At 65.7% G+C, this 13,429-nt stretch carries 12 protein-coding genes; 3 read left to right on the forward strand and 9 right to left on the reverse strand.

What is annotated here, in order from left to right; translation table 11 throughout:
• Nucleotides 1–7 precede the first annotated feature (7 nt).
• The 8 genes from tpiA to uvrC all read right to left on the reverse strand — a co-directional run bounded on the left by tpiA (nt 8) and on the right by uvrC (nt 9,484).
• Nucleotides 8–793, reverse strand: coding sequence for a triose-phosphate isomerase (gene tpiA / locus MAB_RS14090; RefSeq protein ID WP_005057795.1), 786 nt, complete (start codon nt 791–793; stop codon nt 8–10).
• An 11-nt stretch (nt 794–804) separates the two neighbouring features.
• Complete coding sequence (locus MAB_RS14095; protein ID WP_005082297.1) at nt 805–2,043, reverse strand: phosphoglycerate kinase; 1,239 nt, start codon at nt 2,041–2,043, stop codon at nt 805–807.
• A gap of 2 nt (nt 2,044–2,045) precedes the next feature.
• Nucleotides 2,046–3,068, reverse strand: coding sequence for a type I glyceraldehyde-3-phosphate dehydrogenase (gene gap / locus MAB_RS14100; protein WP_005057792.1), 1,023 nt, complete (start codon nt 3,066–3,068; stop codon nt 2,046–2,048).
• A 56-nt stretch (nt 3,069–3,124) separates the two neighbouring features.
• A complete protein-coding gene (locus MAB_RS14105; protein WP_005087840.1) occupies nt 3,125–4,348 on the reverse strand; it encodes an MFS transporter in 1,224 nt (407 codons plus the stop codon).
• A 178-nt stretch (nt 4,349–4,526) separates the two neighbouring features.
• Nucleotides 4,527–5,504 carry a DNA-binding protein WhiA gene (whiA, locus tag MAB_RS14110; RefSeq protein WP_005057788.1) on the reverse strand — a complete coding sequence of 326 codons (978 nt, stop codon included), beginning with the start codon at nt 5,502–5,504 and terminating at the stop codon, nt 4,527–4,529.
• A complete protein-coding gene (locus MAB_RS14115; RefSeq protein WP_005057786.1) occupies nt 5,501–6,595 on the reverse strand; it encodes a gluconeogenesis factor YvcK family protein in 1,095 nt (364 codons plus the stop codon). Before MAB_RS14115 ends, whiA begins: the two co-directional genes overlap by 4 nt.
• Nucleotides 6,592–7,497, reverse strand: a complete 906-nt coding sequence (gene rapZ / locus MAB_RS14120; RefSeq protein WP_005093536.1) for an RNase adapter RapZ — start codon at nt 7,495–7,497, stop codon at nt 6,592–6,594. The genes MAB_RS14115 and rapZ overlap by 4 nt, the downstream gene beginning before the upstream one ends.
• Nucleotides 7,469–9,484 carry an excinuclease ABC subunit UvrC gene (uvrC, locus tag MAB_RS14125; RefSeq protein WP_005082304.1) on the reverse strand — a complete coding sequence of 672 codons (2,016 nt, stop codon included), beginning with the start codon at nt 9,482–9,484 and terminating at the stop codon, nt 7,469–7,471. The genes rapZ and uvrC overlap by 29 nt, the downstream gene beginning before the upstream one ends.
• A 138-nt stretch (nt 9,485–9,622) precedes the next feature.
• Here uvrC and MAB_RS14130 point away from each other — a divergent pair, with 138 nt between their 5' ends.
• Together MAB_RS14130 and MAB_RS14135 are read left to right on the forward strand one after the other, a co-directional pair.
• The gene (locus MAB_RS14130) at nt 9,623–9,931 is read left to right on the forward strand and encodes a hypothetical protein (RefSeq protein WP_005076031.1); all 309 of its coding nucleotides are present in this window, start codon (nt 9,623–9,625) and stop codon (nt 9,929–9,931) included.
• Between the two features lie 17 nt (nt 9,932–9,948).
• Nucleotides 9,949–10,581: a cupredoxin domain-containing protein gene (locus MAB_RS14135; RefSeq protein WP_005111328.1), complete on the forward strand. Its 633-nt coding sequence runs from the start codon at nt 9,949–9,951 to the stop codon at nt 10,579–10,581.
• A gap of 7 nt (nt 10,582–10,588) precedes the next feature.
• Here the strand turns inward: MAB_RS14135 and MAB_RS14140 are convergent, their stop codons facing one another.
• Entirely contained in the window at nt 10,589–11,425 is an 837-nt protein-coding gene (locus MAB_RS14140) for a molybdate ABC transporter substrate-binding protein (protein ID WP_005082306.1), read from the reverse strand.
• Between the two features lie 60 nt (nt 11,426–11,485).
• Between MAB_RS14140 and MAB_RS14145 the strand changes: the two genes are divergently transcribed.
• Nucleotides 11,486–13,429 (forward strand): gamma-glutamyltransferase family protein, encoded by a 1,944-nt coding sequence (locus MAB_RS14145; RefSeq protein WP_012296594.1) that lies wholly within the window; start codon nt 11,486–11,488, stop codon nt 13,427–13,429.

Genomic DNA, 13,429 nt, shown 5'->3' on the forward strand with positions numbered 1-13,429 from the left:
ATCCCGGCTAAAGCAGCGGACCGCCCGCGGCGATCGCCGACATCTGGGCGAACTGCTCGCCGTCCAGCGAGGCGCCACCGACCAACGCTCCGTCGACATCCTCCTGCGCAACGATCTCGCCGACATTCTTGGCGTTGGCCGAGCCGCCATACAAGACCCGGACAGACCCCGCCACGTCGGCGTTCGCGATTTGCGCCAACTCGGCGCGGATCGCGGCGCACACTTCCTGCGCGTCGGCGGCGCTGGCCACCCGCCCGGTGCCGATGGCCCACACCGGCTCGTAGGCGATAACCACCTTGCCCACCTGTTCGGCGCTGAGGCCGGCCAGTGACCCACGCAAGGAGTTCACGTTGTACTGGACGTGATCTCCGGCTTCCCGGATGTCAAGTGCCTCACCGATACACACGATCGGTGTGAGGCCGTGTTTGAGGGCCGCGGCCGCCTTGGCCGCCACCAGCGCGTCGTCCTCGCCGTGATACTGGCGGCGCTCGGAGTGCCCGACAACGACATAGGTGACACCCAGCTTGGCCAGGAAGGCGCCGCTGACCTCACCGGTGTACGCGCCCGAGTCATATACGGACAGGTCCTGTGCGCCGTAGGTAAGGCGTAACTTGTCACCGTCGACCAGGGTCTGCACGCTGCGGATATCGGTGAACGGCGGAATGACCGTCACGTCCACCTTGTCGAAGTACTTGTCCGGCAACGAGAACGCGATCTTCTGCACCAAAGCGATGGCCTCGAAATGATTGAGGTTCATCTTCCAGTTGCCGGCGATCAACGGCTTACGCGACATACGGAACTCCTCTAGTCCTCGAGAACGTCGATACCCGGAAGCACCTTGCCTTCAAGGTATTCCAGGGATGCACCACCACCGGTGGAGATGTGCGAGAAACCATCATCGGGCAGGTCCAGGGCGCGCACCGCGGCAGCCGAATCGCCGCCACCGACCACGCTGAACGCACCCTTCTCCGTAGCAGCGATGATCGCCTCGGCGACACCCCGGGTACCCGCGGCGAACGCCGGGAACTCGAACACGCCCATGGGGCCGTTCCAGAAGATGGTCTTGGCGTTGGACAACACCGCGGCGAACCGCTTCACCGATTCCGGTCCGATGTCCAGACCCATCTTGCTGTCCGGAATCGCGTCCGCGGCAACGATTTCCGAAGGTGAATCGGCGGCGAACTCATCTGCCGCCACGATATCCATCGGCAGATGAATCACATCGGCATAGGTATCGAGCAGCCGCTTGCAGGTGTCAACCATCTCCAGCTGTACCAACGACTTGCCCACCGGCAGACCTTGCGCGGCCAGGAATGTGAAGCACATGCCGCCGCCGATCACCAGGCTGTCGGCCTTGGTAGCCAACGATTCGATGACCGCCAGTTTGTCGGAGACCTTGGACCCGCCCAGAACCACCGCATAAGGCCGCTCGGTACTGGCCGTGAGCACCCGCAGAACTTCCACCTCGGCAGCCACCAGACCACCGGCGTAATGCGGCAGCAAGGTCGCCACGTCGTACACGGACGCCTGCTTACGGTGCACTACCCCGAATCCGTCGGAAACGAACGCGCCGCCGGTGCCCGTTGGGCCGCCGACCAACTCGGCCAGTTCCCGCGCGAGCGCGAGACGCTGTGCGTCGTCCTTGCTGGTTTCCCGGGGGTCGAACCGGATGTTCTCCAGTAGCAGCACATCGCCGTCGGTCAGGCCCTCGGCGCGTGCCAGCGCGTCGGTCCCGACGACGTCTCCGGCCACCTGCACGTGCTGCCCCAGCAGTTCACCCAACGCCGCCCCGACCGGGGCCAGGGACAGTTTTGGGTCCGGCTTTCCATCGGGGCGGCCCAGGTGCGCGGTCACGATGACCTTGGCCCCGGCACCCGCAAGCGCGCGGATGGTCGGCACCGAGGCCACGATGCGACCGGGATCAGAGATATGGGCGATGTTGCCGTCCAGGTACTCGAGCGGGACGTTCAGGTCCGACCGGACCAGCACGCCCTTGCCCGAAACTCCCTCGGCCAACAGGTCGTTGAGGGACTTGATCGCCATCGTTACAGCGACTTGCCGACCAGGCCGACCAGGTCGACGAGGCGGTTCGAGTAGCCCCACTCGTTGTCGTACCAGGAGACCACCTTGGCCTGGTCGTCGATCACCTTGGTCAGACCCGCGTCGAAGATCGAGCTGTGCGGGTCGGTGACGATGTCCGAGGAGACGATCGGCGCGTCGTAGTACTTGAGAATGCCCTTGAGCTTGCCCTCGGCGGCGGCCTTCATCGCGGCATTGATCTCATCGGCGCTGGCGGCCTTCTTGAGTTCGACGGTGAGGTCGGTCGCCGAACCGGTGGGGATCGGCACGCGCAGGGCGTAGCCGTCGAGCTTGCCCTTGAGCTCGGGGAGCACCAGGCCGATGGCCTTGGCGGCACCGGTGGAGGTCGGCACGATGTTCAGGGCGGCGGCGCGAGCACGGCGCAGATCCTTATGCGGGCCGTCCTGCAGGTTCTGGTCCTGCGTGTAGGCGTGGATGGTGGTCATCAGGCCCTTGACGATGCCGAACTCGTCGTTGAGGACCTTGGCGAGCGGGCCCAGGCAGTTCGTGGTGCACGAGGCGTTCGAGATGATGTTCTGGCTGCCGTCGTACTTGTCGTCGTTGACGCCCAGCACGATGGTGATGTCCTCGTCGCTGGCCGGCGCGGAGATGATGACCTTCTTGGCGCCGGCGTCCAGGTGACCCTGCGCCTTGGCGCGTGCGGTGAAGATGCCGGTCGACTCGACGACGACGTCAACGCCCAGGTCGCCCCAGGGAAGGGCCGCAGGACCCTCCTTGACCTCGAGCGCCTTGATCTTGTGATCGCCGACGACGATCGTGTCATCGCCCTCCAGGCTGACGTCATAGGGCAGCCGGCCCAGGATGGAGTCGAACTTCAGCAGGTGGGCCAGGGTGGCGTTATCGGTCAGGTCGTTGACCGCGACGATCTCGATGTCAGTGTTGACCCCTTGAGCCTTCTGCGCGTCCAGTGCCCGAAAGAAGTTCCGGCCGATCCGGCCAAACCCGTTTACGCCTACCCGGACAGTCACGTAGCGCTCCCTCTTTGTCGGTTTGAGATGTGGTGTACCCGTTATCGGCACTCACATTAGCCCAGGGGGTGAGCCATTTCGTCCCGGCCCAGTCGCGCGACGATATGGGCGGCGGCTGCCAGCACCAGCGGCGCCACTCCCGCGATGACGAACACCGTCGTGTTGCCGATGACATGTGCCACGGGAACCACCAGCGCGAAGGATGCCGGCAGCCCGACCAGGGAGACGAAGAAGTCCATGCTGGCCGCACGGCCCAGCATCTCCTCGGGCACGCGACGCTGCATCAGCGTGCCCCAGATGACGTTGGCCGCCTGCATGGTGCCGCCGACGATGATCATGGCGACCGCGATCATCCAGACGTGGCCGGTGAACCCGATGAAGATCAGGGGTAACGAGCCCGCTCCCCACATCAGGATCATCACCGTCAAATATCGGCGGGCCAACGGTAGTGACGACACGATGAATGAGCCAACCGCTCCCGCCAGACCGAAAAGCGCCAATACCGTGGCATGGGCGCCGGGGTCGCCGCCGTGATCGCGGATGACGAACGGCAGCAGTATCTCGATGGGGCCCACGACCACCAGCACGTAGCCGATCGCGAACAGCAGTGTGGCGAAAAACCAGGTGGTGCGCACCATGTACCGGAATCCCTCTGCCAAATCGGCGAGGGCACGACGCAACGGGTGCTGCCGCACCTCCGCGGATGCGGGCGGCTCATGCTTGTGCCGGACCAGCAGCAGGCAACTCAGACCCGCGCCGACGAGCATGCCCTCCAGTAGGAATGCGCCACCCGGCGACCACACGCTCACGATGGCCGCGCTTACCGCAGGGCCTGCGGCCAGCTGCATCACCGGCCGCAGGATGCCTTCGATTCCGTTGGCGGCCAATAGCTCATCGGCAGGGAGCAGACTGGGCAACAATGCGGTATAGGCCGGTATGTAGAAACCCTCGGCGATACCGAACAGCAATGAGTTCAGTGCCAAATGCCAGATATGGGCCGCGCCGGTCAGCGCAAGGGTCGCGGTGGTCAGCATCAATGCGGTCTGCACCGCGAGCGAGCACCGCATCACCCACAGCTTGGGCAGACGGTCGGCCGCCACGCCTGCCGGTAGCACGCTGAGCAGCAGGCCGACGCTGAACGTGGTACCGACAACGGCAACTTGTGCCGGCCCCAACCCCATCCGGATGACCTGCCAGACGAGCGCGACAGTCCACATGCCGTTGCCCAGCAGCGTGATCGCGAGGCCAAGCGTGAGCAGTCGATAGTCGCGGTGTCGCATCGGGCGCAGCGCCCGCGGGAGGCCGGACGTCGAAGGATGTGACTCCCCGCCGGAAGAGCCCCCGGAGTTTTTGCCAAGGACCCCTTCGGTTTTCAACTGTTCGGGGAAGTCCACCAATCCAGGGTACGAAAGCGCTCCGACAATTCGCCAACGTTTTTCGACCGCCGCGAGCGGCAGACTAGGCCTCTTCGAGCAGCTCGGGGGTCACGGCGGACTCAGTGTCCGGGATGCCCTCGGTCTTGGCCTTGCGATCGGCCATCGACAACAACCGCCGGATGCGGCCGGCGACAGCATCTTTGGTCATCACCGGGTCGGCCAGCCGGCCCAGCTCCTCTAAGGAGGCCTGACGATGCTCGACACGCAGTTTGCCCGCAGCCGCCAGGTGGTCGGGGACGGTGTCACCCAGGATCTCCAGCGCCCGCTCCACTCGCGCCGCCGCCGCGACCGCAGCGCGCGCGGACCGGCGCAGGTTCGCATCATCGAAATTGGCGAGCCGGTTTGCCGTTGCCCGCACCTCACGCCGCATGCGGCGCTCTTCCCAGGTCAGCCGGGTGTCCTGGGCGCCCATGCGGGTAAGCAGGGCACCGATCGCCTCGCCGTCGCGGACCACCACGCGATCGCTTCCCCGGACCTCACGCGCCTTGGCGCTTACGCCGAGCCGTCGGGCAGCACCCACCAGCGCCAACGCGGCCTCTGGACCCGGGCAGCTGACCTCCAGCGCCGAGGAACGTCCGGGTTCGGTCAACGATCCATGCGCCAGGAACGCACCGCGCCAGGCCGCCTCGGCGTCTGCGACGCTGCCGCCGACCACCTGTGCCGGCAGCCCGCGCACCGGGCGACCCCGCAGATCGAGCAGGCCGGTTTGCCGGGCCAATGCCTCTCCGTCTTTGGCGACGCGCACCACATACCGGGTTGTCTTGCGGATACCGCCGGCCGACAGCACGTGCACCACCGCGTTGTAGCCGTACAGATCGAAGATGTCCTTACGCAGACGGCGGGCGATGCTGCCCTGGTCGACCTCCGCCTCGACGACGACCCTGCCGCTGACGATGTGCAGCCCGCCGGCGAACCGCAGCAGCGACGCGACCTCGGCGCGCCGGCTACTGACCTGAGTCACCACCAGGCGGCTCAGTTCGTCCTTGACCTCGGCGGTCATCGCCACGTGGCGTCCCCTCTCTGGCTTCCGTGCTGCGTGCGTCCGCCCCCCGCGGCCAGGCGCACCGTGGATTCGGCATCTGTTCCGGCGGCAGTTCCTGTGCCCAAGGCCGCGCCACCCGTCCGTACTCGGTCCAAGACCGCCGCCAGTTTCGCAGGGTCATGTAAATGTGTACCAGGACGCGAGACATCAGCGAACTGAACCTGCGCATTGAACAAGGCGGCCGCCCTGGTCAGGTGGTCGCGTTCGGTGCTGTCTGCGGACGCGGATTCGACAACGATGTCGTGCACTCCGAACTCGGGAGCGTGTTGCGAGAGTACGTGCAAATGACGCTCAGCGGAAAAGCCCGCCGTCTCCCCCGGCTCCGGGGCGAGATTCAGGATCAGCGCCTTGCGCGCCGGTGTCTGTTGCAAAGCCGCAAAGAGCTCGGGCACCAAGACATGCGGGATCACGCTCGTGAACCAGGATCCTGGGCCTAAAACCACCAGGTCGGCAGCCATAATCGCGTCGATGGCCTGTCGGGTGGCGGGCGGGTTACCCGGATGGAGGCGCACCCGGCGGACCTTGCCCGGGGTGGTGGCCAATGCCACCTGGCCGCGGATCACCCGGCTCATACGGGGATCGGATTCCAGTCCCGATACGTCAGCCTCGATCTGCAACGGAATCGGGCACATGGGCAACACGCGTCCGGTAATGCCGAGCATGCGCCCCATCTCGTCGAGGGCGGTGACCGGGTCGGCGAGCATGTCGGTGAGACCCGCCAGGATCAGGTTGCCGATCGGGTGCCCCGCCAGGCCCCCGCTGCCACCCAACCGGTGCTGTATGGCCGTGGCCCACATACGTCCGCGGGGGCTGTCGGAGGCCAGCGCCGCCAACGCCATCCGCAGATCACCGGGTGGCACGATCCCGAGCTCGGAACGAATGCGGCCGGAGGAGCCGCCGTCATCGGACACAGTGACCACCGCGGTGATGTCGTGGGTGAGCCGCCGCGCCGCCGACAACGTCGCGTAGAGGCCGTGCCCGCCACCGAGCGCGACGATGCGCGGCTCCCGCCGGGTCAGCTGGGTGTCCTGCGCGATACCGGAGCTCATTCGCGTCCCAGGTCGCGGTGCAACACCCGCACCGACAGGTCGTCGTCGGGAGCCAAGGATGCGGCCAGCGCCTCGGTTATCGCGACGCTTCGATGCTTGCCGCCCGTGCACCCCACCGCGATTGTCATGTAGCGCTTCCCCTCTCGCCGGTAGCCGTCGATCACGAGGTTCAGCAGCCGATGGTAGGTGTCCAAGAACTCGTCCGCACCGGGTTGGCTCAACACATAGTGGCTGACCGAGGGATGTTGTCCGGTATGTGGCCGCAGCTCATCCACCCAGTGCGGGTTCGGCAAGAACCGAACGTCGACGACCATATCCGCATCCATCGGGAGACCGTACTTAAAACCGAAGGACTCGACGGTCACGCTGATGTGTGCAACGGACTCGCTGCTGAAGGCACGCTCGATGGCCGCGCGCAAGGCGGGGACGGGAAGGGACGAGGTGTCGATCACCAGGTCCGCCGAAGCCCGTATCGACGAAAGCAGCGCCCGTTCCGCCGCGATGCCCTCAGCGAGCGTCTGGCCGCCCTGCAGCGGGTGGCTCCGCCGGTTGTTCTCGTACCGGCGGACCAGACTCTCGTCCGACGCCTCCAGAAACAGCACCCGGGGACTGATTCCGCGGGTGGCCAGGTCGGCGCGGACGGACTCGAGGTCGCCGGTGAAGCCTCGGGACCGGACATCCATCACCACAGCGAGCTGAGTGATGCGTGAACCGGCGGCCAAGCCCAGGTCGACCATTCGTGTGATCAGTTCCGGCGGAAGATTGTCGGCGACGTACCACCCGAGGTCTTCGAGCACCTTGGCGGTAGTGCCGCGTCCCGCGCCCGATAGGCCCGTGACCAGCACGACGTCGATATCGGCGTTTGCGGTCTCGCTAGGTGGATGGAGTGTCATCGACTCCATTTTCGACCATGGCGGGCAGTACTGCTTCGGTTGCACCGGAACTCGGGGCCGAACTGTCAGTTTCGATGAGGGCCTCACGCACCGCGACCGCGGTCGCCGCACCGATGCCGGGCACGGCGGTGATCTCCTCCACGCTCGCCTTCTTGAGCTGGGCTACCGAACCGAAATGCGAGACGAGTGCAGCCCGGCGCGCCTCGCCCAAACCGGGTATGCCGTCGAGCACGGAGGCCGTCATCCGCCTGGACCGCTTGCTCCGGTGGAAGGTGATGGCGAACCGGTGTGCCTCGTCACGCACCCGTTGCAGCAAGTACAGCGCCTCACTGGTGCGCGGCAGAATCACCGGATCCGGCTCGCCCGGAACCCACACCTCTTCGAGCCGCTTGGCCAATCCGATCACCGCGACGTCGGTGACGCCCAGCTCGCTGAGTTCGGCGGCGGCCGCGTTGACCTGCGGCGCCCCGCCATCCACGACGAAAAGATTCGGCGGATAGGCGAACTTGCGTGAATGTCCCTCCGCCGCATACTCGGTCACCGCCTGCTGATCTTGCACGTGACGAGCGAACCGACGCCGGGTGACCTCTGCGATGGAGGCGACATCGTCGGAGCGGCCGTCTCCCGCGGCCTCCCTGATGCTGTAGTGGCGGTAGTCGGACCGGCGCGAGAGCCCGTCCTCGAAAACCACCAACGATGCCACCACGTCGGTGCCCTGGACATGACTGATGTCGATGCACTCGATGCGTAAGGGCGCCTGCTCCAGCCCCAGTGCGTCCTGCAGCTCCTGCAATGCGGCCGACCTGGTGGTGAGATCACCGGCGCGTTTGAGCTTGTGCTGCGCCAGCGCCTCTTTCGCATTGCGCTCCACCGTCTCCGCCAGCGCCTTTTTGTCGCCGCGCTGCGGCACCCGTAGGGAGACCCGAGAGCCCCGCAGTCCGGTGAGCCATGAGGTCATTCCCTCGGCATCCCTGGGCAGCACCGGCACCAGCACCTCGCGCGGTACCGGCGCCACATCGGCCTCGGTATCGGCGGCGTACACCAGATCCGCCTGGTCACCGTAGAACTGGGTGAGGAACTGCTCAACCAATCCCTGGAGATCGGAATCGCCAGGGTCGCCGGTCTTTTCGACAATCCAGCCACGTTGTCCGCGAACCCGCCCGCCACGCACGTGGAACACCTGCACGGCAGCTTCCAACTCGTCGTCGGAGAACGCCACCACATCTGCATCGGTGCCATCGCCGAAGACCACGGTCTGCCGTTCCAGCGCTCGTTGCAGCGCGGAAATGTTGTCGCGCAACCGTGCGGCCCGCTCGAAATTGAGTTCCTGGGCGGCCTGGTTCATCTCACGTTCCATGTCGCGGGCCAGACGATCGGTCTTACCCGATAGGAAGTCGCAGAAATCCAGGACTATCTCACGGTGCTCCTGGGCACTCACCCGGCCGATGCAGGGTGCCGAACACTTCTCGATATACCCGAGCAGGCAGGGTCGATCAATTTGCTTGTGGCGCTTGAATACTCCGTTCGAGCAGGTGCGCGCCGGGAACACCCGGGTCAGCAGGTCGAGCGTTTCCCGGATGGCCCACGCATGCGAGTAGGGCCCGAAGTAGCGCACGCCCTTGCGACGTGGGCCGCGATAGACGAACAGCCGCGGATATTCTTCATTGAGGGTGACCGCGAGCACCGGATACGACTTGTCGTCGCGATAGCGGACGTTGAAACGAGGATCGAATTCCTTGATCCAGTTGTATTCGAGCTGCAGGGCCTCGACCTCGGTGCCCACCACCGTCCACTCCACGCTGCCGGCAGTGGTGACCATCTGCCGGGTGCGCGGATGCAGACCCGTGATGTCGGCGAAATAGGAGGTGAGTCGGCTGCGCAGGCTCTTGGCCTTGCCGACGTAGATGACCCGGCCATGCGGATCGCGGAATCGGTAGACACCCGGCTCGACGGGGATCGAGCCGGGAGCCGGTCGATAGGTCGAGGGATCGGGCACATGTCCAGGCTAGTCCGGGGCTCCGACGACCGACCTCATCGGCAGTGAGACATCCATGCCCGCCGACTCCCCACCGACCGCGCGATCCACTGCTACCCTCGGGGGGTACTTCAACGTAGAGACGAAGGAGTAGCGACGGTGCGTAGATCTACCGCGAGGGGCTTGCCGGTACTACTCACCGCGGCCACGGGGCTGTCTCTCATCACGGCGATCAACGCGCTCGCGGTTCCCGCAAATGATGCCGATGCCGTCATCAACAGCTTGCAGGCCAGCGGCTATCGCGTCACCGTGACGCGGATCGGCTCCGGACACCAGGACAACTGTGTCGTGCAGTCCGTCAATCAGCAGTCGCCCGTATCCAATGTGGCCAGCGCGCGCGATATGCGCAACAGACCGACATCGGTTCCCGTGTCCACCAAGGTCGCTCACGTCACGCTGGCGTGCTGAGAGATAGGACGAGTTGGATGAAATTCAGCGTTGGCCCATTGGCCGTTGCCCTGGTCACGATGAGCGGTATCGCGGTGTTCCCCGCGATCGGCTCGGCGGATCCGGAGACCCCAACCCCCACGCCGGCGTCCGAAACAAACTCTCGCACAGCGATACTCCCGGTCTTTGCGCAGGAAGGCATCCGTGTCCGAACCGGTAAGCCCGGCGAGCTCTTGACAATCCACCTCCCGGAGGACGTTCCGCTGGCACCCGCACAATGGGGGCCGGACGGGGACGCGACATACCGAGCCGCAGACACCGAATACACGGTCACCCCGTTGATCGACGGCGGCGAGTACTTCACCATCGTGAAAAAGGACCCCGGCGAGTCCTTTGACTACAAGGTGCGTCTCGGACTACCCGCGGGCACTCATTGGGTGCGCCATGGCACCACGTTGCTGATCGAATCCGATGGTGCGCCCGACAATCCCTCACTGCTGGTGGGAATGTTCGCCTCGCCCAAGGTGACCACGGGCACGGGAGCCGACATCCCCTTGACCGTCGAGATCGACTCCGATGCCACGGTGACGCTCTCCGCACGCAGCCCCGCACTCGCCAACACTCCGATCGAGATCGGTTTCTCCTACCACCCGGTGGACGCCACCACCTAGCGTACGGTCAGGGCGCACCGAAACCGAAGGCCGACATGAGTCGGTGGCCGTCACCGCTACGCACCGAATCGGCGAGTTGCTGTGCCCGGTTTTGGTTCTCCGACTTGGTGGTGACAGCAATCGAGTAGCGCTCGACCGACACCGCATCGCCGGGAAAGCTCAGCGTGGTCACGCGCGGCTCGTCACTTGTGGCGTACGAGGAGTAGGTGAGCCCTACCTCTGCCCGTCCCTCGGCCACCGCGTCCACCACCGCATTCGCGGTGCGCTCTGTCTGAGCCGGACCGAGCGGAGCCGCGAGTGATTCCGCAACGCGCGCAGTGGCAGCGCCACACGCGAGTTCCGGTGCACACACCGCGAGCCGCGCGCCCGAGCGCACCGCGTCGTTGAAGGTGAAGACATGATTCGGGTTCCCAGGTGGGGTAACAATCACCAGTCTGTTCGCGGCGAACGCCGCCGGATCTTTCACCTGCCCCGCCTGTGCCGCCCTGTGCATATCCACGTCCCGCACCACCAGCACATCCGGGGCCGGCTCCCGCTCCAGCTCGTCGGCAAGTTCTTGCGACCGCTTGAATTTCAGCTGTATCTGGGTGCCCGGATGGTCGATCTGGAATCGTTTGGCCAACTCGCTGAACACCGTGCGCATCGCCTGGTCGACGGAGACACGCAGTGTCATCGGGACGGCGGCACCGCCGATCTCGCCCGCGTCTCCGGGCCGCGTGGTCGGGGCGGGGGGCTGCGAAGTACCGCATCCCGCGACCGCAAGAAACGCTGCCAGCGCCACCACGAGGGATGCCGATCGCCGCGGTCCGAATAATCCGGCTGTCTGGGGCGCGCCTCCGAACACGCGCGGAACCTATCACGTAGGTCGACCGCCCAGCCGACCATGGCATAACGTGATCACACTGTGAGAGCCCTGACCAGAGCGCTAGCCATCGCCTCTATCGCCCTTCTGGCGTCCGCGGGCTGCGCCGGCGACATGACGAGCAGGCCGGGCGGCGCGGCGGAACCATGCGGGATCACCGCAAACGGTGTTCCGATCACGAAAACCGCTGCCACTCAAGCGGCTACCGAACGAAACATCTCCACCAATCCCGAAGTGGCCACCGGCTATCGGACCGGGATGACCGCGGTACGTACCGCGAGCTATGCCGCCGCAACCGCAAACCCCCTGGCCACGCAGGCCGCGTGCAAGGTGCTGCGTGACGGAGGGTCCGCCGCCGATGCCCTGGTTGCCGCCCAAGCCGTGCTCGGGCTGGTCGAGCCGCAATCCTCGGGCATCGGGGGCGGCGGCTTCCTCGTCTACTACGACGCCGCCAGCGGTGCGGTACAGACCTATGACGGTAGAGAAGTCGCCCCGGCCGCCGCGACCGAGAACTATCTACGCTGGGTCGACGACGCAGACCGGACTGCACCCAGACCCGATGTGCGGTCGTCGGGCCGCTCGATCGGAGTGCCCGGAATCCTGCGCATGCTCTACGACGTGCATGCCGAGCACGGAGCCGCACCCTGGCGCGAGTTGTTCACTCCGGCAGTTCAATTGGCAGACGACGGCTTCGAGATCAGCCCGCGCCTGGCCGCGGCGATCACCGATTCAGCGGCCAGTCTTGCCCTGGATCCAGAAGCCGACCTCTACCTTCTCAACACCGATGGTTCGGCCAAACCCGCCGGAACCAAGATCACCAACCCGGCCTACGCAAAAACCCTCGGCGCCGTTGCTGCCGACGGACCCGATGCCTTCTACCGGGGCGCCATCGCCGAAGCCATCGTGGCCGCGGCGGCGGACACCTCGTCGGGACGCACCCCGAGCCTGATGACCACCGCAGACCTATCTGGATACACCGCCAAGAGGCGGGCAGCGCTGTGCACCACCTACCGCGACCACGAGATCTGCGGTATGCCAGCGCCTTCCTCGGGAGGTATCGCGGTGGCCGCGACATTGGGCATCCTGCAGAACTTCCCGATGGCATCCTTCCGGCCCACCGATATCGATCTCGACGGCGGCAAGCCGACGGTTGACGGGGTGCACTACATCGCCGAGGCGGAACGGCTCGCCTATGCCGACCGCGACAAATACGTTGCCGACACAGATTTTGTTGCGCTACCAGGTAATTCACCCGACACTCTGCTGAATCCGACGTACCTGGCCGGGCGGGCACGACTGATCTCCGGCGATACAACGATGGGCGTCGCCAAGCCGGGCGAATTCAACATACCGGCATCCGCGGCGGTATCCACCCCCGAGCACGGCACCAGCCAGGTGACCGTCGTCGACGCCCGGGGCAACGCGGCGTCGCTCACCACGACGGTGGAGTCAGCATTCGGTTCGTTCCACATGGTGGACGGGTTCTTCCTCAACAATCAGCTCACCGACTTCTCGGCCGAGCCCGTGGGTAAAGACGGGCTCCCGGTCGCCAACCGGCTGCAACCAGGAAAACGCCCCCGTAGCTCGATGGCGCCCACCCTGGTTTTCGAACGCGCCGAATCCGGCAAGCGCGGCGCGTTGCTCCTGGCACTCGGCTCGCCGGGCGGCTCGGTGATCATCCAGTTTGTTGTGAAAACCCTTGTCGGCATTCTGGACTGGGGCCTCGATCCACAGCAGGCGGTGTCGATGGTGGACTTCGGCGCCAACAACTCCCCCAAGACCAATGTCGGCGGCGAACACCCCAGTATCGATGCCCGCGACAACGGCGCCGACGACCCCTTGATCCAGCGGCTGCGCGCACGTGGCCACATCGTCGACGTCGCCGATCAGTCCAGTGGCCTGTCCGCGCTGGTGCGCCGGGGACCGGGCTGGATCGGCGGCGCGGACCCTCGCCGCGAAGGACTGGTCATGGGCGACACCGGATAG

It is taken from the genome of Mycobacteroides abscessus ATCC 19977, from assembly GCF_000069185.1.
In the GTDB taxonomy this organism is placed as follows: Bacteria; Actinomycetota; Actinomycetes; order Mycobacteriales; family Mycobacteriaceae; genus Mycobacterium; species Mycobacterium abscessus.